This is a genomic window from Paraperibacillus esterisolvens, from assembly GCF_046237625.1.
Lineage (GTDB): Bacteria > Bacillota > Bacilli > Bacillales > DSM-1321 > Paraperibacillus > Paraperibacillus esterisolvens.
The window spans coordinates 3,404,142-3,422,836 of sequence record NZ_CP143545.1 but is presented as its reverse complement, the minus strand read 5'-3'; the positions used below and the strand labels follow the sequence as shown (position 1 = coordinate 3,422,836).

At 43.4% G+C, this 18,695-nt stretch carries 18 protein-coding genes and 1 tRNA gene; 9 read left to right on the top strand and 10 right to left on the bottom strand.

The window, feature by feature from the left end; genetic code table 11:
- Window positions 1-28 precede the first annotated feature (28 nt).
- Window positions 29-766, bottom strand: a complete 738-nt coding sequence (locus V1501_RS17275; protein ID WP_409293434.1) for a YqjF family protein — start codon at window positions 764-766, stop codon at window positions 29-31.
- A 474-nt stretch (window positions 767-1,240) separates the two neighbouring features.
- Between V1501_RS17275 and V1501_RS17270 the strand changes: the two genes are divergently transcribed.
- Together V1501_RS17270 and V1501_RS17265 are read left to right on the top strand one after the other, a co-directional pair.
- Window positions 1,241-4,744 carry a bifunctional 2',3'-cyclic-nucleotide 2'-phosphodiesterase/3'-nucleotidase gene (locus V1501_RS17270; protein ID WP_409290016.1) on the top strand — a complete coding sequence of 1,168 codons (3,504 nt, stop codon included), beginning with the start codon at window positions 1,241-1,243 and terminating at the stop codon, window positions 4,742-4,744.
- A 241-nt stretch (window positions 4,745-4,985) separates the two neighbouring features.
- Window positions 4,986-5,381 (top strand): hypothetical protein, encoded by a 396-nt coding sequence (locus V1501_RS17265; RefSeq protein WP_409290014.1) that lies wholly within the window; start codon window positions 4,986-4,988, stop codon window positions 5,379-5,381.
- Window positions 5,382-5,516: 135 nt separating this feature from the next.
- On the opposite strand, the gene V1501_RS17260 is transcribed toward V1501_RS17265, so the two are convergent.
- Window positions 5,517-5,789, bottom strand: a complete 273-nt coding sequence (locus V1501_RS17260; protein ID WP_409290013.1) for a hypothetical protein — start codon at window positions 5,787-5,789, stop codon at window positions 5,517-5,519.
- 398 nt (window positions 5,790-6,187) lie between these two features.
- On the opposite strand from V1501_RS17260, the gene V1501_RS17255 reads away from it, so the two are divergent.
- Window positions 6,188-7,495 carry an ATP-binding protein gene (locus tag V1501_RS17255; protein ID WP_409290011.1) on the top strand — a complete coding sequence of 436 codons (1,308 nt, stop codon included), beginning with the start codon at window positions 6,188-6,190 and terminating at the stop codon, window positions 7,493-7,495.
- Between the two features lie 59 nt (window positions 7,496-7,554).
- On the opposite strand, the gene V1501_RS17250 is transcribed toward V1501_RS17255, so the two are convergent.
- From V1501_RS17250 to V1501_RS17235, 4 genes are all read right to left on the bottom strand, one after another.
- Entirely contained in the window at window positions 7,555-8,301 is a 747-nt protein-coding gene (locus V1501_RS17250) for an amino acid ABC transporter ATP-binding protein (protein WP_409290010.1), read from the bottom strand.
- A 15-nt stretch (window positions 8,302-8,316) separates the two neighbouring features.
- Window positions 8,317-9,000, bottom strand: coding sequence for an amino acid ABC transporter permease (locus V1501_RS17245; protein ID WP_409290008.1), 684 nt, complete (start codon window positions 8,998-9,000; stop codon window positions 8,317-8,319).
- A gap of 15 nt (window positions 9,001-9,015) precedes the next feature.
- On the bottom strand, window positions 9,016-9,822 hold the full coding sequence (locus tag V1501_RS17240; protein WP_409290006.1) for an amino acid ABC transporter substrate-binding protein: 807 nt from the start codon (window positions 9,820-9,822) through the stop codon (window positions 9,016-9,018).
- 295 nt (window positions 9,823-10,117) lie between these two features.
- The gene (locus V1501_RS17235; RefSeq protein ID WP_409290004.1) at window positions 10,118-11,062 is read right to left on the bottom strand and encodes a caspase domain-containing protein; all 945 of its coding nucleotides are present in this window, start codon (window positions 11,060-11,062) and stop codon (window positions 10,118-10,120) included.
- Between the two features lie 246 nt (window positions 11,063-11,308).
- Between V1501_RS17235 and V1501_RS17230 the strand changes: the two genes are divergently transcribed.
- The 3 genes from V1501_RS17230 (at window position 11,309) to V1501_RS17220 (ending at window position 13,084) form a co-directional block, all read left to right on the top strand.
- Complete coding sequence (locus V1501_RS17230) at window positions 11,309-11,962, top strand: DUF6338 family protein (RefSeq protein ID WP_409290002.1); 654 nt, start codon at window positions 11,309-11,311, stop codon at window positions 11,960-11,962.
- Window positions 11,963-12,229: 267 nt separating this feature from the next.
- Window positions 12,230-12,559: a hypothetical protein gene (locus V1501_RS17225; protein WP_409290001.1), complete on the top strand. Its 330-nt coding sequence runs from the start codon at window positions 12,230-12,232 to the stop codon at window positions 12,557-12,559.
- A 57-nt stretch (window positions 12,560-12,616) separates the two neighbouring features.
- Entirely contained in the window at window positions 12,617-13,084 is a 468-nt protein-coding gene (locus tag V1501_RS17220; protein WP_409290000.1) for a spore coat protein, read from the top strand.
- 194 nt (window positions 13,085-13,278) lie between these two features.
- Here V1501_RS17220 and V1501_RS17215 read toward each other — a convergent pair whose 3' ends face one another.
- Window positions 13,279-13,725, bottom strand: a complete 447-nt coding sequence (locus V1501_RS17215; protein WP_409289999.1) for a GNAT family N-acetyltransferase — start codon at window positions 13,723-13,725, stop codon at window positions 13,279-13,281.
- Window positions 13,726-13,872: 147 nt separating this feature from the next.
- Between V1501_RS17215 and V1501_RS17210 the strand changes: the two genes are divergently transcribed.
- Complete coding sequence (locus V1501_RS17210) at window positions 13,873-14,436, top strand: GNAT family N-acetyltransferase (protein WP_409289997.1); 564 nt, start codon at window positions 13,873-13,875, stop codon at window positions 14,434-14,436.
- A 192-nt stretch (window positions 14,437-14,628) separates the two neighbouring features.
- On the opposite strand, the gene V1501_RS17205 is transcribed toward V1501_RS17210, so the two are convergent.
- Together V1501_RS17205 and V1501_RS17200 are read right to left on the bottom strand one after the other, a co-directional pair.
- Window positions 14,629-15,891 (bottom strand): helix-turn-helix domain-containing protein, encoded by a 1,263-nt coding sequence (locus V1501_RS17205; RefSeq protein ID WP_409289995.1) that lies wholly within the window; start codon window positions 15,889-15,891, stop codon window positions 14,629-14,631.
- 300 nt (window positions 15,892-16,191) lie between these two features.
- Window positions 16,192-16,264: transfer RNA gene (locus V1501_RS17200), tRNA-Ala, on the bottom strand.
- A gap of 257 nt (window positions 16,265-16,521) precedes the next feature.
- On the opposite strand from V1501_RS17200, the gene V1501_RS17195 reads away from it, so the two are divergent.
- Window positions 16,522-16,866, top strand: a complete 345-nt coding sequence (locus V1501_RS17195; RefSeq protein WP_409289993.1) for a hypothetical protein — start codon at window positions 16,522-16,524, stop codon at window positions 16,864-16,866.
- A gap of 41 nt (window positions 16,867-16,907) precedes the next feature.
- Here V1501_RS17195 and V1501_RS17190 read toward each other — a convergent pair whose 3' ends face one another.
- The gene (locus tag V1501_RS17190) at window positions 16,908-17,615 is read right to left on the bottom strand and encodes an MgtC/SapB family protein (protein ID WP_409289991.1); all 708 of its coding nucleotides are present in this window, start codon (window positions 17,613-17,615) and stop codon (window positions 16,908-16,910) included.
- A gap of 150 nt (window positions 17,616-17,765) precedes the next feature.
- Between V1501_RS17190 and V1501_RS17185 the strand changes: the two genes are divergently transcribed.
- A complete protein-coding gene (locus V1501_RS17185) occupies window positions 17,766-18,683 on the top strand; it encodes a DMT family transporter (RefSeq protein ID WP_409289989.1) in 918 nt (305 codons plus the stop codon).
- Window positions 18,684-18,695: the final 12 nt, after the last annotated feature.

The window sequence follows — 18,695 nt, the reverse complement described above, 5'->3', positions numbered from 1 at the left end:
TGTGCGGAGGGAATACATGTTCAATGGTTTATCCCATTCTTTTAAAAGGATAAAAAAAGACACGTCTAAGCGGTGAATACCGGACTAGCGGCCCTTCATTAAAAAAGGATAGAGGAAACATGGAGGCGACAGTATTTTGGGAAATCGCAGCATGTGCCGGAGATATTTTCCATTTGTCATGATGTATATCCCCGCGGTAAATTCCTCTCTTACGGACCGTGAACAGGCAGTATCTTTCCGAAAGCCAATGATCGAGGCTTCCCTCATCGGGTTCAGATATGACCCCAAACGGCTTGAATTCCGCTGCAAATGTTTCATGGCGTTTATTTGGAAGCAGCCTTTCCGCAGAATAGCGCATAAGCCCCCCATTTTCCTTAAAGTCCATGCGGGACAGCATATAAGGGAGCGAAAAAAGTACTCGTGCCCCTGCAATGGAAGGAAGATGATTTGCATCCAGGCTCCAAAGGTAAATACCAGGCACTCCTTTATGCCTGACATAGGTCCTTACATTCAATTCCAGATACGAATGGAGGAATGGAAGGGGAGGAACGCCGTGCATCCGCATTCCATTTACCTGAAAGGGAGTGATGGAGACCCATGCCTCCCCATCATATAGATCGAGATCAAGTCCGGCGGGCACCTGACACCGGACTAAATCGCGGGGAAGGGGCCAATGCAGGAAAAAGAGATTCTTCCACTCCTGTTTCATGAACCAGGGAGAGCCTGGCAGGGGATATGGCCTATGTGAGGTCTGCCGGAATTCCATATACAATCCTGTCAGCTCCTTTGTTTTTTATATCTTTACCTCAAAGCCTGCCAACACTAACAAGGCTTATGCCGGCTGAGTAAGAAGTTTCTCCTATGTTTGTTTATGGAAAATATTGCTTGTCCAAAAATAGTAGAAATTACCTATCTGGAGAATGCGGATAAAAAAAGAGAAAATCCTGCTTAAAAATGGAGAATTGTCATATAAATCAATGATTTTGGAATATTCGGCCGGTGAACTCCCCGCTTAATTGCCAGCTTTCTCTGGTTTTTAAAAAGGGACTTAGGAAGGAGGAAGAAACTACTTATTCATAATATAATATGGAAGGGCAGGCTAACCAGATAGGCAGATTGCCAGAATCATCAGGATAAGAAGTCTATTAAATTTACAATATCTGTTTACTGTGTTTACCCTGCATTAATAAACAGGGTGTAAGATTATATAGTTCTTTATCATACTGAAAGGTTGAGATGAATGAAAAATAAGACGTTCAAGAAAGTAGTTGCTGCAACCGTTGCAGCTGGTATTTTTTCAACACAAGTTTCAGTTCCGGCTTTCGCCCATGGGAAGCAGAAGGAAAAGAAGGACCAGACATTCAATCTGAGAATCATGGAAACCACGGATATCCACACAAATTTACTAGGCTATGACTACTATAAAGATTCCCTATCGAGTACAGTAGGTTTCTCCCGTACAGCCTCACTTATAAAAGAAGCTAAAAAAGAAGTGAAAAACAGTGTGCTGGTTGATAACGGAGACTTAATCCAGGGAACTCCTCTCGGTACGTATAAAGCAAAAATAGCGCCGCTGAAGAAAGGGGAAGTCCACCCGGTCTATAAGGCTATGAATCAGCTGGGCTATGATGCTGCAACCCTTGGAAACCATGAGTTCAATTATGGCCTGGACTACCTGAATGAAGCCACAAACGATGCAAACTTTCCTTATGTGAACGCTAATGTGTATAAAGACGATCATGACAATGACCCCACCAATGATAAAAATCAATTCAATCCTTATAAAATAGTAGATAAAAAAATTACAGACAACAGCGGCAAAACGAAGGTCATAAAAATAGGCTATATCGGTTTCGTGCCCCCTCAGATCACGGATTGGGACAAAGCCAGCCTTGAAGGGAAAGTCATCGCTAAAGGCATTATCGATTCAGCCAATAAGTATATCCCTCATATGAAGAGGGAAGGCGCTGACATCATCATCGCGATGGCCCACACCGGCTTCAATGGAGATACGAATAACACAGAAGATGTTGTGTATGCACTGAGTAAGGTGAAAGATATCGATGCGATCACGTTCTCGCACACACACAAGGTATTCCCGGCGGCAAATGATGCCGCACTTGATGTCCTGTTCAAGGGCGCTGACGGCAAACCGCTTCCTGGTGTTGACAATGCAAATGGAACCATCAATGGCGTAGCGGCAGTCCAGGCAGGCTACGGCGGCAATAACCTTGGCTTAATCGATATGGTAATTGAAAAGGTGAAAGGCCAGTGGGAAGTGAAATCATCCCTGTCCTCAAACAGAAGCATTGCTGGAGTGAAAGAGGATACAGGAATTGTCCAGGCTGTTGATGCAGACCATAAAGCAACAGTGAAATATGTGAATACACCAATAGGCAAGACAACCGCTCCGATTCACAGCTATTTCTCGCTGGTACAGGATGATCCTTCTGTACAGGTCGTGACAAATGCTCAAAAATGGTATGTTGAAAAGTATATCAACAGCAGTAAGCCTGAATATAAGAACCTCCCGATCCTATCAGTAGGTGCACCTTTTAAGGCAGGCCGCAATGGCGTTGAAGAATACACAGAAATCAAGGCAGGAGATCTGACAATCCGCAGTGCCGGAGATCTTTATCTGTATGACAACACCTTAAAGGCAATCAAGGTAAAAGGTTCAGTAGTCAAAGAGTGGCTGGAGATGTCGGCAGGTAAATTCAACACCATCGACCCGGCAAAGACTGAAACGCAATCGCTGCTGAATCCATCTTTCCAGGTATACAACTTCGACATTATTGATGGAGTTACATACCAGGTGGATGTGACAAAGCCTGCACGCTATGACTTAAAGGGTGTGAAAGTTTCAGATTCCAGCCGGATTACCAATCTGATGTACAATGGCAAACCTGTAGATCCTGCGCAGGATTTCATCGTTGTAACAAATAACTACCGTGCAGGCGGTGGCGGCAACTTCCCTGGAGTGAAGGGGAGCGAATATGTGGTTGATTCTGCGGATGAAAACCGCCAGATCCTTATGGATTATATTTCTGAAGTGAAGGAAATCAATCCGTCAGCTGATGGCAACTGGTCGATCGCGCCGGTCGAGGGCAATGTGAATGTAACATTTACTACTTCTCCGAAAGCTGCAGAATACATTGTGCCAGGAAGCAAAATCAGCTATACAGGAACGAAGGATGCAGCAGGTTTCGGCATCTTCAATATCAATCTATCAAAGCCAAAGCAGGAAAACATAAAACTTCAGCTTCTTGGAATCAATGATTTGCACGGACAGCTTGATACTACTTCCGATTTTAACGGTATAAAGCAGGGAAGAGCGGATTATCTGGCTGCCTACCTGAAACAAAGGGAAGCTCAAAATCCGAATACCCTGCTGATTTCAGCGGGAGATGCAGTGGGTGCAAGCGCACCGGTCTCTTCAAAGCTTCAGGATGAGCCGACGCTTGAGTTCCTTAACATGATGGGCTTTGATATCGGGACAGTCGGTAACCATGAATTTGATAAAGGCGTCGCTACTATGCTCGCTCAAATCAATGGCGGCAAATCCCCGACGAATCCTGATATCACATTCAAGGGACTAAACTTCCCGTATGTAGCAGCAAACGTAGTGTATAAAGATACGAAAAAACCGGTACTTGATCCGTATACTATCAAGAATGTAGGCGGCGTCGATATAGGGTTTATCGGTGTAGTCACAAATGCAACTCCTTCTAAGGTAAGCCCCGCAGGCATCGAGGGAGTCGAATTCATCCCACAGGCCGAAGCGGTCAATAAAGCGGTAGATGAGCTTAAGGCAAAAGGAATCAAGGCGATTGTTATCGTTTCCCATGACCCGGGCTCAGATAGAAACGGAGTCGTTACAGGAGAAGTCGCTGACCTTGCCAATGCAGTGGATGATGAAGTAGATGTAATCTTTGCCGGAGATAACCATGCGAAGCTGAATAATATAGTGGACAATAAGCTCGTTGTCCAATCCTACTCTTACGGTACAGCTTTCTCTGACATTGACCTTGAAATTGATCCTAAAACAAAAGACATTGTCAGCAAGAGTGCGGAAATCGTAACTGTGGATCAATCAAAAATAGCACCTGATTCAGATGTGAAAGCCTTGATCGACAAATACCTGGCTCAGTTTCCAGAGTTGACCCAGCCGCTTGGCACAACTGATACTAAAATCACGCGCGACAACGCCTATACCCAGGAAGCAGCGCTCGGGAACCTGATTGCCGATTCCATGAAAGCAAGCATCGCCGGCACTGACTTTGCATTTATGAATCCAGGGGGCATCCGTGCTGATCTTCCCCAGGGAACTATCACTTACGCTGACCTGGCTAAAATCCAGCCGTTTGGCAATGTGCTTGTGCAGCTTAAATTAACTGGCGCTGAAATCAAGACCCTGCTTCAGCAGCAGTGGGTCATTGAAGGAAGTCCTAAAACACTGCAGATTTCCGGTTTGAAGTACACAGCAGATTTCAAGAAGCCGGTGGCAGAAAGAGTAGTTGAGCTGACGAAAAGCGATGGTACACCAATCAGCGACACATCCGTTTATAACGTAGTCGTGAATGATTTCATGGCAGGTGGAGGAGATAACTATACTGTTCTAAAAGGAAAAGAACGTGTATACGGACCAGTTGACCTGGAAGCCTTCGTCTCCTATATCCAAAACACCTTCAAAGGCGGAAAAATTACCGCCTCCATTGAAGGCCGCATCACGAACATCCAATAAAAAAAAGACAATGGGACATCATCCCATTGTCTTTTTTTTGCGGGAAAGGGGGGACTGAATCTATTTCCCGGAAATCACATTCCCCGATTAATTCCCGGAGGAACTTCATTGGAAAATATTAAATTGCTATGTTTTTTCCAGCAAGTCTTCTTCCTGTAAAGATAGTATGGTAATATAATGTCTTTAAGGTCTTTTTCATTCAGTTAACGAAATTTATATAGTAAGAGGAGTTTAGAGCAGCATGAATGATTTACATACCAATACAAAGCAGGTTAAGAGTTTCCTGATTAAATCCAAGAAAAAAAGACTGCAAAAAAAGCAGCAGAAAAAAACAGCCGAACTCGGAACCGGTTATACAATCGAAGCAGTTCCACAGCGAAAGGAGGTTTCCGGGAATGTATCTGGCCATGAAGAAAGCGGCACGCTTACCGGTCTTCCAGTAACCTTCCTGCTCAAGCTTGGAAAACAGTTTCTGCCAGAATCAGAGGCCGTCCGTTATTATTATAAATCCTCTGAAACCCAGTTTTACAAAAACCGCAGCCTCCTTGAAGAGACCCTGTTTGAAGGGGCAAGGCAGCTTGGGGATACACAAAGATATGGTTTCTGGAAGGAAGTCAGCAGCCAGAAGAAAGCATAAAGCAGACAGCCGGCCTATCCAGGCTGGCTTTTGTATTACATTCCAGGTTCCCCGGATTATCCTTCAAATGAACCCTATCACGGGCCGCCTCAATTATAATCCCTTGACAGCCTGCACAATGGAAATACCAGACTTTTAAGTAACGATTAATGGAGCAGCGCTCTGTTCTTCCTCCTTAAGGACCTTGAGTCCTCCCGCCGCCTCTATGGCCGCTCCGAGCGAAACAAGCACATCCCCCGCAATGGCTGTCTTTTGTTCTTCAAGAAGGCGTGCTGTGTCTGTCAGCCCAATCTGATTAGTGACCGAAACGGCCTCGAGAATGTGGCCGATGGTTTGAAACCATACTCCTGAGATGATTTGTTTTTCTCCAGTGCTTTCAGAGCTGCTCTCTGCTTCAAGCTCTGTCAAAGCGGTGACTTCTATGATATGCCTATGACTTGTACCCAGACGCCCATTGCAACTGCTTTTTCCAGGCCTGAAATACGGCTTGCACTCTTTTCATTTCCTGCGGTATTCTTTGCATCCAATCCACTCACACTCCATCCCTTGCCTACGCCTAGTTTATTCGCCGCAAAGCGGATGGGTAACCGGTAATCCGGAAAAACAATATTTCAATTCTTCGGTAAGCTAAAAAGGGATTTTCTATGAAAAGGGAGAATTAGTCTTTATGGAAGAAGGCTGTTTTTGAAATATTTCAGCTGTTGAAGAAGGAGCCCGATTGTAACGAAGGGTGTTTTCACCAATCAGCCTTGTTTAACAATGGAATCACCTAATAATAACAGCCTTGAAAAAATGGCGGTGGAAACTTGGAAACGACAAAAAACCTGCTTCTCAATCTTTCTTTGCTTTTAGTCTTATCCTTTTTTTTTCAGATTTGGCTGGAGAATAAAAAGCATGAAAAATTAGAGGTATTTTCTATCTATTATTTTATTATTTCACTCATTATCTGTTCACTCCTTTCCTTTAAGGTTGGAGATGAATTCCGATTTGACCTGAGACAGGTGCCGTTTATTATAGCGGGATTGTATCTTAAGAGAGGCATAATCCTGTTATTGGCCATTGGCCTGACCTTGAGGGCAGCAGGCGGGATTAACGAAGGCTTTTGGCTGTCTTCTCTCATTTATCCTGTGATCGCCCTGTTCACCTTTTCGCTGCGAAAGTGGTTCAACAAGCAGAATGTGGATACAAGGCTGATGACCATTGTATGCATTTCCGCTGTTTCTTCGCTGCTGATCATGGCAGGAATGGACAAGATTGTAAATCCATTCAGCAATTTTGATCAATATTTCGCCTACTTTATCATACCGGCAGTAGGAAGCCTGATCCTCAGCTACATGATTGAAATGAACGGCAAGAACAGTCTGCTGCGGCAAAAAGTCGAACAAAGCATCAAAACGGAAATGGTAAGCCATATGAGTGCAGCTATTTCTCATGAAATCAGAAATCCCCTTACGGCTGCCAGGGGGTTCCTGCAGCTGGTTATCCAGAATAAAAAGCTTGATCGCAAGGACGGGGAATATCTCGGAATTGCGCTTCAGGAAATGGACCGGGCAGAACAGGTGATAAAAAATTACCTGACCTATGCCAAACCGACCATTGAGACAGTTGTGAGCGTGGATGTCGACAGTGAGCTGGGACATGTCTTAAACGTGCTTGAACCTCTTGCAAACCTTAACTCTGTAGTAGTGAAAACAGATATTCATTCACTTAGCTTTATAGAAGGGGACCGCAATAAATTTCAGCAGTGCATGCTCAATATTATCAAAAATGCCCTTGAAGCCATGTCTGCCGGCGGCGTGCTGAAGGTAGAGTCAAAAGTAAAGGCAGAGTATATTTACATTGAAATCAGTGACAGCGGGACAGGTATGACAGAAGAGCAGCTGAAGAGACTGGGGGAACCATACTATTCCACCAAAGAGGGAAAAGGAACCGGCCTTGGAATGATGGTCGTATACAGCTTGATATCTGCCATGAAAGGAGAAATCAGGGTGGAAAGCCAGCTTGGAAAAGGAACCACTTTCACCATCATTTTTCCCTGTGCTGTGGTGGATGTACCGGTGGAGGTGGACTGCAAGTCCTTGATGGATAAGGATGGGGACTATTTCAGTGGGTAGGGGGCGCAAAAAAACTGGCCAAGCAGCAGCTGAACCAGTTTTTTTGCGGGGCAGAACGATCAGCGTTCTGCCACTTTATTTAAAAATTGCAGGGTCCTTGGATTTTTCGTATTTCTGAGTATTTCATCAGGTGTTCCTGCCTCTACAACTGCACCATTATCCATGAAGATTACCTGGTCTGCCGCCTCGCTTGCAAACTTCATCTCGTGAGTGACGACAGCCATGGTCATGCCTTCAGCAGCCAGGTCTTTCATTACCTTCAGGACCTCGCCGACAAGCTCGGGATCAAGAGCAGATGTAGGTTCATCGAATAGAAGTACTTCAGGGTCCATTGCCATCGCCCGGGCGATTCCCACTCTTTGCTGCTGGCCGCCTGAAAGCTGGTACGGATACATATCCGCCCGGTCATTGAGTCCTACTTTAACAAGAAGTGAAAGGGCTTTGGCCTTTGCTTCTTCCCTGGAGCGTTTCAGGACTGTAAGCTGCCCCTCCATAACATTTTCAAGTGCTGTCAAATGAGGGAAAAGATTATACCCTTGAAATACCATGCCTGTTTTCTTCCGGAACGAGACGACATCCCGCTGTTTGAGCCGGCTGTTTTCATTTATCTCCAGTTTTCTGTCACCCAGCGTTATCGCACTGCGGTCCGGCATCTCCAAAAGATTAAGGCAGCGGAGAAGAGTAGTCTTCCCGGAGCCGGAAGGACCGATGATTACCGCTGTTTTTCCTTTTTCTATTGAAAGGCTGACACCCTTTAATACTTCGAGTTTATCAAAACGCTTATAAAGATTATCAATAGTTATCATCTCAGATCCCCCGCTTTACTTAGCAATGCCGCGTCCATACCGCACTTCAAGCTTATCCTGAAGATAAGAAAGGACGGTACTGAACATTAGGTATATGAAAGCCACTTCAATATACAGCCATAGAGGCTCATATGTTACAGCTGCAATCTGCTGCCCTTTTTGGAATAGCTCGGTCACGGTAATGGTAGCTGCAAGGGAAGTATCTTTAACCAGGCTGATAAAAGAGTTGCCAAGCGGCGGGAGGGAAACACGTATTGCCTGTGGAAGAACGATTCTCCTCATTGCCTGGGCCCTTGTCATGCCGATGGAATAAGCAGCTTCCCATTGTCCTTTATTAATCGAAAGGATGGCTGCCCTGATGATTTCGGAGCTGTATGCCCCTTTATTAAGAGTAAAGACGATGACAGCTGCCGGGAATGGATTCAAAGTGATTCCCACACTTGGCAGGCCATAGAAGATGATGAATAATTGCACGAGCAGAGGTGTACCCCTGAAAATCCATACATAGAATCTGGTAAGCAGCACCAGGGGCTTGAAACCGGAAAGCCTGGCGACTGCGGTAAAGAAGGCCAGGACTAAACCTAGCGCAAAGGTAATGAGTGTGAGCGGGATGGTAAATTGCAGGCCCGCCTTTAATATAGGAAAAAAGGAATCACTAAGGATTCCTATAATTCGTTCTGTGCGTTCATCTCCAAACATATTCGATCGCTTCCTTTACTTCGATACGTCTGTGCCGAACCATTTTTTAGATATTTTAAGATACGTACCGTCTTTTTTCATATCTGCAAGTGCTCCATTTACTGCATCGACAAGCTCTTTATTGTCTTTGCGGAATAGGAAGGCATTGGATGTAGCATCTTTTTCTTCATAAACCGATTTTATCGGCAGCTCAGGGCGCTGTTTCTTCAAATCAAGATAAGAAAGACTGTCATTGATCGTAGCATCAACACGGCGTGAGGAGAGCAGGTCGATTGCCTGGTTGAAGCCCTCGATGACTGTGTTGGTCGCACCATGATCTACCGCAATCTTACGGTAGTTGCTGTCTAAGGATTGAGCTACTTTCTTTCCCTTAAGGTCATCAAGGGATTTAATCTCTTTGTTGTCCTCATGAACAATCAGGACGGCCTTGGAAACGATATATGGGTCAGACATATCATATTTTTTCAGCCGGTCTTCACGTACTGCCACTTCATTGGCTACCATGTCATATCTTTTGGAATCCAGGCCGGCAATCATTCCATCCCACTTTGTCTCGATGAACTTAGGCTTGATATCAAGCCGCTTGAAAACTTCCTGGGCCACTTCTACATCGAAGCCCGTAAGTTTTCCTGATTTATCATGGAAAGTGAAAGGAGCGTAAGTTCCCTCTGTTCCAATGGTAATTTCACCTTTTTTCTTGATTTGATCATAGGAGCTCTTTTTTCCTGATGATCCGTCTTTGCCTTCGTCTTTACTTCCGCCGCAGGCAGCAAGAGCAAGAACCAGCACTATGGTAAAAATACTTAATGTTAACTTTTTCAAAACCTAACCCCCACTAATTTTATAGGATTTATAAACAATGTTACTAGATTAATTCAGTGCGTTCCAAAAGTCAACGAATTTAATCGTAATATTCCCTATATAAAGGGAAGTATGCGGGTTGAACAAAAAACTAAAATTGAATCAAAGGGTGTATGGTTCAAAGAAGGGAAAGAGGGTTTTTTTTTAGAAATTTTGAGGGGATGCTTAAATAAAGATGTGGGGGTCTTACGTGCCATCCACCATATTGTTTAATAGCTGAAAAGTCTGTATGTAAAAAAAACCCGGTTGGACCGGGCTATATCAATTCTTCCTTAGCAAGCTTCCAGTAGTACCGGCCCAATGCGGTCAGGCTGACAGGTTTGCTGTCTCTTGCCGCAAAAAAGAGGTGTCCGGCGTCCATAGGTGTCAGAAGTCTGGCATTTCGATACCCCTGAAAGAGGCCGAAGATATTCTCATGCTCTTTGTGGTTGTGGCCAAAGTGCTTTTCATAAGTGGGATCAAGCCTGTATTCGTCAGTTGATTTTTTAAAGAAGGAAGGCAGCAGCCTGAGGGATTCAACCGGAATATCCGGGGTGCATTTTCTTATGGAACTGAGCCGGGAAACATGTGATTTAAACAGCGGCCGTTGATCCCAGGGGCCAAGTGCCTGGTCAACATACGCATAGAGGCCTGCGGCGGTAATGTTGCCGAGTACATCCGCAGCTCCTCCCTCCAGTGCATTATATATGAGGGAGGTGAATATTCCGCCCCCGTCCTCTTCATAAGATGCCTGTGTTGATCTGCTTGAAGTCAAAATGGATACTCCTTCCCGAAGTATGGCAGTTTCCTGTGCGGGCTGCTCCTGTCCGAAATAGCCGCTGTGGCAGCAATCCAATAGGATAATGATTTCCCTCACTCGGGAGGCATTAACCTGTTCCAGAAATTCGTCCATTGGCAGGCCTTCATCAAAGGCTGCGGCATCCTGTGTCACAAGGTATCCTCCCTTTGCGCCAGCCGAGCCATGGCCGGAAAAATAAAAGAGTGCCAAATCGGACTCGTGCTCGAGCAGCTCCTGTATTTCTTCCTGCAGCTTATATTTTGTAATCACTTCGCCATTTGATAAAAGGGTGCGGCAATGGAAATTGGGGGAACCGTCTGCATTTCGCTTCAGGATGGAAGCGAGCTTCTCTGCATCCTGAATACAGCTGTTTAGGGGAGATACTATATAGTGATTGATTCCAACCAGCAACGCTTTTCTCATTGAAATCCACCTGCTTTCATATAACTGGTTATTTTTAATGATAACGGATCCAGCTTAAATGAAAAGCTTCCTTGGAACTAGATTTTTTGTATGACCGGCGGATAAAATATGGCAAAAGTAGGAAGGGATTTACACGGCAGGTTTCTAATTAAGTATATAAGATTCTTATTCGGCAGCGCATGGTATTTTTCCTTGCTGGATGCATCTTTTTTGTAAATGAGGCAGGAGACATAAAGGGGGGTAAATATGGAGTTTTCCGAGCTTGCGGTAAGACTGCTTCTCATATTCTTTCCTGGCATGCTTGCCGTTTTGGCATATGAGGCCTTTACAAGGCGCCAGAAGAGAGAGTTTAACGTATTCATTATTTATTCCTTCCTGTTCGGCTTTCTAGCCTACTTTACCCTATATCTCCTGATCGAGCTGCTCCGGCTGCTCGGTATTGATATCCATCAAATTACGTTTTTGGAATATGTGTTTAACACTAAAGCCCCGATTGCAATCAGGGAGGTCATATACGGAAGCCTGATCGCGCTCATCTTCTCGGTCATCTGGTCTTATGGCTACCGATATAAATGGATGCAGAGGATAGCGGTCGCCGCAAGGATGTCAAAGCAGTTCCACGAAAAGGATGTATGGTCAGAGATTTTTAATATGGAGGAAACTCCATGGGTGGTCATACGTGACTATGACACGGACAGAATGTTCCAGGGCTGGGTGGCTTATTATTCAGATTCATACCAGGAAAACGAGCTGTTTCTTCGCGATGTGATTGTTTATGAAAATGCGAGCGGCAGGCAGCTTTATGAGGTTCCTGGTCTGTATTTGACCAGGGACAGCGCGAGCCTGCATATAGAATTTCAGAGCGGAGGGGTACAAACCTATGAAAACACCGGACTTTAAACCAGCAAAAATAAAAAAAGGGGGCGTAAATGCCCCCCCGAAAAAACCGCGGCCGCCGGCACCGCCGCCTGCCAATGGAAGCCAGAATAAAGAAAGTTAAGGAAATGGGCACCCTCCCCATTTCTTTTTTTATGCGGTGATGGCCGATTTCGGGCAGTGCTGCAGGGAAGTTTGGGCTTTACGCTTGTTTAAATTACACGTTTGCACTAAGTCAAAAGCTGCCTCTTGTTCATAGTGTATAGGGAGTAAACAAAAGGAGGGGTATAAATGTCGAAGAAAAAGTCCAAATATGATGAAGCTCAAAGCAGGTTAATGGAGCTGCTTGTTTCAAATACACTGAAAAAATATGGAGCACAGCCTAACAGTATCAGGTTATCTGATGATGAGAAGAAGGAACTCAGAAAAACGGTCAAAAAGCTTAAGAAGCAGGCGGATAAGTTTCTCAGCAATTTACACAAAAGTGTCACCGAAAACGATGCCGGCCCAAAGCTCAGCCAGGAGAGCCCAGCGGCTGGGGACAATACAGAGAATGCTGCGGCAGAGCATACAACTGAAAATGATGTAGGCGCCATTAAGACATTTAAACCACAGTCATAAGAGGGATAACACACTCTTTCTTAAATAAATATCCATCAGGATACAGGAGGAAAAAGAATGAACCAAGAATATTACAGAACAACAACGGAAGAAAGCAACGGCAGAGGCTGGTCAGCTCTTGACCCGGCAACAGATCATCCAATGTGCCGCAACGAAGATGTAGTACAAGAAGCCGTACAGACGCAGTCAGAATTCCAGCTTTCTGAAGAACTAATTTTCATAAAGGATTCCTGCGATATCACGGTTACCACTGTTGACACAAAAGCAGCGATCAATCTTCAGGCAGCCCTGCAGGCAGCAATTGTCATCTTGATCCAGATTTCGATTGCAGATGCTGCGCAAGCAGAAAGAGTCGCCCAAGAACTGCTTCAGTCCTCAAAGGTTAAGCAAATTACACGCCAGAAAACAATTATTGAGAATTCAAGGAATATCACAGTTGAAACAGTAGATACTCAAGTTGCAGTCAACATCCAAATCCTTGTTCAGCTTCTGGTTGCCCTTCTTGTCAGAATCGACATCCTGTAAATGCTGTTTAAACAAAGATTGCAGCCTTTCCAATAACCTTGAAATGAGTTAGATAATGATGACTTTAAAATATACCAGTCCTAAACAGGAGCCCCCTTCTGAAATAAAAAAACCCCTATAAGGGGTTTTTCCTATTTTAAACAATATTCTAATAGAGCCTAATTTAAATGAAGGTATTGCTGTCACACCAACCACTAAATGGTTATCTTCATAAATTTACTGATATCCTTAAAACCCATTTTTTCATACAATCCGATGGCTGTAGCGTTATGGGCATATACATTAAGCCGTACATCCTGAAATCCGTTTTTCCGGAATTCGCTGAAGGCTTCCTGAATCAGCAATTTTGAATAACCCTTCCCCCTGTAATCCTTTTTTAAATATAAATCATTGATCCAGCCGACTTCATCACCGGTCAAGTAATCGATAGCTTTGTCAATCATCACCCAGCCGAGCAGCAGGTCCCCCTGCATTAAACATACAAAATAGGCATCATACTTCTTGGAATGCTCGTAGGCTTCTATCATTTTTTCCCGGCTGTCGGGACTATCGAAGCCTGTTGCCTCTCTCCTGTTTTCGCCTGCGATATCATAAATCTCATTCTGTTCTTTTTCTGTGGCCCGTTTGAAAGATAACTCCATTCCCTCACCCCGTATTCTTTTTCCATAGTATACAGGAACGGTCAGCTTCCAGGAAGGGTGGAGTCCAATGTATTAAGATCCTTATATACTGACCAGGGTATTTCTCTATATAATGGAAACTGGATAAATAGATTAGGAGTGAGATCTTTGGAATATCGTTGGAAAGAGTTAGTGTTAAGGCCGATTGCCGAAAAGGATTTGCCAGTCTTGTGGAAATTAAAATACTCGGAGGAATTGCCGCAATGGAAAAAGTGGGATGCACCCTACTTTGAACATAAGCACCTTCCGTTTTCGGAATACATGAAAATCAAAGATGAGATTATCAATCAAGACAGCTGCTGGGCCATTGAAGTGAATGGTGAATTGATAGGAACCATAAGTTATTATTGGGAGCATCAGCCATCACGCTGGATGGAAATGGGAATAGGGATTTATAATCCCGCGTACTGGAATGGCGGGTGGGGAACCAAGGCCCTATCGCTTTGGATTACCCACATATTTCATTCATTTGACATCGCCAGGATAGGTTATACGACCTGGTCGGGCAATGTCCGGATGATCAGGCTTGGAGAAAAGTTAGGGATGCAGCTGGAAGGCAGGATGCGGAAAGTCCGGTATCATGATGGAGAATATTATGACTCAATAAGAATGGGATTGCTGCGTGAAGAGTGGGAAGTTATACGGAATTGCGTACAGGAAAGGATAAAATAGTAGAGAAGGTTAATGGTTCAGGATGGCTTTAGCTTAGGATGGGAGGGAATTCTTCATTATTAAGGGGGACAGCTGAAGCTGAAGCGAAGGCTGAGGGGGAGGCTTTATAGGAGACATCGGGTTGAATGGCTCCTATTAAAACAAAGGACATCATACATATTAAAGTGATTTGTTTCACTTAATTACCACCTATCATATTTTTATTCCTTCATTTAGAATCTTGTTTGCATATTCAAAATAATAAGAGGATAATTTATATTTTCTTGTTTCTTTAAAATAGTTCCCGAGCATTTCTGAATATGTAATCACAAGAATTTGAAGGTTGTTTTTCTCGAAATATGGAATAGCAATCTTACTTACATAATTCGTGAATTTTTCATAATTTTCATGAACGAAATAATAAAATATCTGATATTCATGCAATAGGGATGCAGAGCTCTGCGGAAGGCTGTGGATCAGCGGTTCGGCTTTGATCAGCCACTCTTTCATCAGACTGTGCTTTTTATATTTATAGCACATAGTGACCACTGCTAATATCGTAATGATTTTTCCAGGCGCATTATCTTCATTTTCTTTAATGTGCAGACTATTATTATAATGGATCAGGGCTTTGTCAAAGTGTCCTTGGAGGGAGAGGAAATAGCCTCTGTTGTGCTCGATGATGCCGTACAATGAATGGAATTTTTCCTCCTGTGCCAATTTGCCGGCCCAGTCGTAATGAACTTCGGCCTGGCTGAATTCCCTCATCCTTTGAAAGGATATGGCCAGGAGCAGATGACACTCGGTACTTTTATCAAGCCGATATATCTTCTGGAATATTTCGAGAGCCAGACTTGCATAGTATGTGGCGAGATAAGGCTTGTGCAATTTTCCGGCAGTCAGGCCTAAAGAATAATAGATATCCGCCTTTTCATAAAGAGAAACAAATGAGTCAATCAGCGACTCTGCCTTCTTAAGTACTGTATAAGCATCTTCAAATTGGCCCTTCGAATATAAGAGGGATCCTTTAAATTTATAAAAGTACAGAAGCTGTTCTTTGTTTAGGTCTTTTTGAAAAGGCGATAAAGAAGAAATCAGCTCTTCGGCCAGCCGAAGTTTACCCGTTACCAGGTGATATCTGATGCTGAACAGATTGAATAAATGAGTTATCTCCGGAATGGTTATAAGCTTAACCTTGTTTTTTAAATCAGTATATCCGGCCTCAACCTTCTCTTTTCTTTTATCTATCTGGTCCTGATACCAATCGCGTATTTCTTTTATGACGGCAGTTTCATCAATCGAATCTTCCTCGATGGCCAATCTCTCATAAAGAGATTTAAGAATATCCGGGCTGGGTGTAATTTGTTCGTTTTCAATTTTTGACAAATACGATACAGATAGCAAACCAGCTGCCAGTTCTTCCTGAGTCAAAAACTGCTGAAGACGCAAAAATTTAATTCTCTTTCCTGCTCCCACGGTTTTCACCTCCTTTTACAAAATTTGCATGACTATCGTGACTATTATACTATAATTCACCTCTGGAAATATATAACTTTTTTAAATATTTAGAAAAATTTTATCATATTATACTGATTGTATATAATCTGTTAAGGATGAATAAGGGAAAGGTATTGCTGCTGCATGATTTATTAAAAAACAGGGGTTTCAATTGATCAAATCGGAAAGAAGGGCGGCAGGGGAGGGCTGCATTAAGATGGGGATAATAGGAAAGACAAAAAATACCTCTTTGCATTAGCAAAGAGGTATTTTTATAGATGGAGACTAGCGGGATCGAACCGCTGACCTTTTGGCTGCCAGCCAAACGCTCTCCCAGCTGAGCTAAGCCCCCGTAATCAAAGTGGATCATTACCACGAAATTTATTATAACTCCTCCTTGTCTTCACTGCAACCCTTTTTCGAAAAAATATTTTAGAATTATTTTGACTCCCTGGACAAGGTTCCTGACAGTAATATCTGAAGAGAATGTAATCCAATGTAATATGGCAGCAAAGGCATTGTAACTTATTGCTGTTATACTTAACAGGATATTTTCATATGAAAGAATATGCCTCTAGGCAGGAAGCCCGAAAAGGAGGATCTTTATTAATGGAATCACATGTACATAAATCACTGGAAGAGTGGAAAGAGGAAATAGGGGTATTATTGGAAGAGATAGATCAGGAGTATGAGCAGGTTAAAAAAGAGCTGCAGGTTTATATGTATAAATTCAGTATTACTAAACAAGTTGTACAGTCCACTGCCAACCCGGATCTTAACAGAAAAATCAGGGAGCTTTATCATGAACCCTTCCAGGAGAAGTATAACGATCTGAAAGAATACATAAAAGACCTGGAAGAAAAGAAGAGAGTCTTCCAAATGTTTATTGATAAAATTGATAAAGTGAGAGAAAAGGAAGATCCGCGTCCCTATGCTTTTGCACAATCTGAATAATAATTAAAAGGGAATGCAGCTGCTGCATTCCCTTTCGTGTATTACAAACCTTCAATTTCGACAGACCGTATCCCTTCTATATATGAAACTGCATAATAAACATTTGTTGTAGTTCTTTTTTGAGATACGGTAATCTTAAGCTGTACCAGGTGTTCTTCATTATCTAGATCTTTGATGCGCACATGCTTGATCCTGATCTCTTCACTTTTTATTTTGGCAATAATGTTCTCTATGCTGTCTTTCTCTTTTACATTCAATTTCAGGAGAATTTCCTTTTCCCTTAATTGTTTAGGGCCGATCGCGTTCATCAAATAGGGAACAAACTCTACGCTGATCATGAGCATGATGACTCCTGCAGTAGCCTCCCAATAATATCCTGCGCCAACAGCAATCCCTATTCCGGCTGCACCCCATATCATGGCCGCAGTAGTCAGTCCTGTAACTGTATCGTTTCCCCGCCTCAAAATCACCCCTGCTCCAAGGAAGCCAATTCCGGAGACAATTTGTGCAGCGAGGCGCAGAGGATCCATTGTAATATTAACCTGCCCATCACCAGGAAAAGTATAAGCGGATTCTATTGATACAGCCGTTAGAAGGCAGCTGACAATTGAAATGACGAGGCATGTTTTGAGACCAAGCGGCTTTCGCTTAATCTCCCTTTCAAGGCCAATAATCAGCCCGAGGATAGCTGCAAAACCGAGCTTAATAAAAATGTTCTCATCTATTTCAAACTCAAAGTCAAAATCCATGTTTCACCGCCGTTCAACGTAAATGGAGTTTAAAATATGATATAATACAATCGAATTTAAACGAATAGTATATTTACCACTTACAAAAAAACATTAAACATTTCCATCATGAAATTTGTACGGCAGCTAAATGTATAAAGAGGAGTATTTATGAACGAACCAAAAATTAACCCATATCTAGTTATGGTCATTGGTGTCATCTCGGTTTCAACTTCTGCTATCTTTGTGAAATTTTCAACCGCACCAGCAGGGGTAATAGCATTTTACCGGCTGTTTTTCTCAGCCCTCCTTACTCTCCCTCTTTTTTTGATAAAGGGGAAAAAAGAATTGAAAATGATATCAAAGCGTGACTGGATGTTCATTATATGTTCCGGCACCTTCCTTGCCTTTCATTTCATATTATGGTTTGAATCGCTAAACTACACATCTGTCGCCAGTTCGACAGTACTTGTGACACTTCAGCCTCTCTTCGCGTTCATAGGAACCTTTATTTTTTTTAAAGAACGGTATTCCCTTGCCGCTGTACTCAGCGGGGTAATTGCCATCGCAGGCAGTGTGCTGATCAGCTGGGGAGACTTTCAAATCAGCGGAAAAGCACTTTGGGGGGATATTCTTGCGCTCATTGCCTGCCTGCTGGTCACGGTCTACATGCTTTTCGGCCAGACAGTCCGTAAACGGATATCGCTTATCACCTATACCTTCCTTGTATATCTGGTAAGTTCCGTTGTGCTTTTATTTTATGTGATGGCTGTCAATGAACCGCTGGCTCCATATGGGAGAGAGGATTGGCTCTACTTCCTCCTTCTGGCAATAATTCCGACTATACTCGGCCACACACTGTTTAATTGGTCAATAAAATGGCTCAGTGCAAGCACTATCTCCATGGGTATTCTGTTTGAGCCGGTCGGTGCATCCGTGCTTGCTTATTATCTGCTTAAGGAACAGGTTATCTGGACACAGATATTAGGAGGGGCAATTGTACTGGGGGGGATCATTTTGTTTATAATGGATGAAAGAAAGACCAGGGCAAGGCTCAGGCTTGAACAACAGGCAGCCGAGCTGCTTTAATAAAAAAAACGG

What these genes read in the sequence shown, in the direction of transcription:
- V1501_RS17225 (WP_409290001.1), top strand. Translation starts at nt 12,230, where the DNA reads ATGTCGAAGAAAAAGTCCAAATATGATGAAGCTCAAAGCAGGTTAATG.
- V1501_RS17195 (WP_409289993.1), top strand. Translation starts at nt 16,522, where the DNA reads ATGGAATCACATGTACATAAATCACTGGAAGAGTGGAAAGAGGAAATA.
- V1501_RS17190 (WP_409289991.1), bottom strand. Translation starts at nt 17,615, where the DNA reads ATGGATTTTGACTTTGAGTTTGAAATAGATGAGAACATTTTTATTAAG.
- V1501_RS17245 (WP_409290008.1), bottom strand. Translation starts at nt 9,000, where the DNA reads ATGTTTGGAGATGAACGCACAGAACGAATTATAGGAATCCTTAGTGAT.
- V1501_RS17270 (WP_409290016.1), top strand. Translation starts at nt 1,241, where the DNA reads ATGAAAAATAAGACGTTCAAGAAAGTAGTTGCTGCAACCGTTGCAGCT.
- V1501_RS17185 (WP_409289989.1), top strand. Translation starts at nt 17,766, where the DNA reads ATGAACGAACCAAAAATTAACCCATATCTAGTTATGGTCATTGGTGTC.
- V1501_RS17275 (WP_409293434.1), bottom strand. Translation starts at nt 766, where the DNA reads ATGGAATTCCGGCAGACCTCACATAGGCCATATCCCCTGCCAGGCTCT.
- V1501_RS17230 (WP_409290002.1), top strand. Translation starts at nt 11,309, where the DNA reads ATGGAGTTTTCCGAGCTTGCGGTAAGACTGCTTCTCATATTCTTTCCT.
- V1501_RS17235 (WP_409290004.1), bottom strand. Translation starts at nt 11,062, where the DNA reads ATGAGAAAAGCGTTGCTGGTTGGAATCAATCACTATATAGTATCTCCC.
- V1501_RS17265 (WP_409290014.1), top strand. Translation starts at nt 4,986, where the DNA reads ATGAATGATTTACATACCAATACAAAGCAGGTTAAGAGTTTCCTGATT.
- V1501_RS17215 (WP_409289999.1), bottom strand. Translation starts at nt 13,725, where the DNA reads ATGGAGTTATCTTTCAAACGGGCCACAGAAAAAGAACAGAATGAGATT.
- V1501_RS17220 (WP_409290000.1), top strand. Translation starts at nt 12,617, where the DNA reads ATGAACCAAGAATATTACAGAACAACAACGGAAGAAAGCAACGGCAGA.
- V1501_RS17250 (WP_409290010.1), bottom strand. Translation starts at nt 8,301, where the DNA reads ATGATAACTATTGATAATCTTTATAAGCGTTTTGATAAACTCGAAGTA.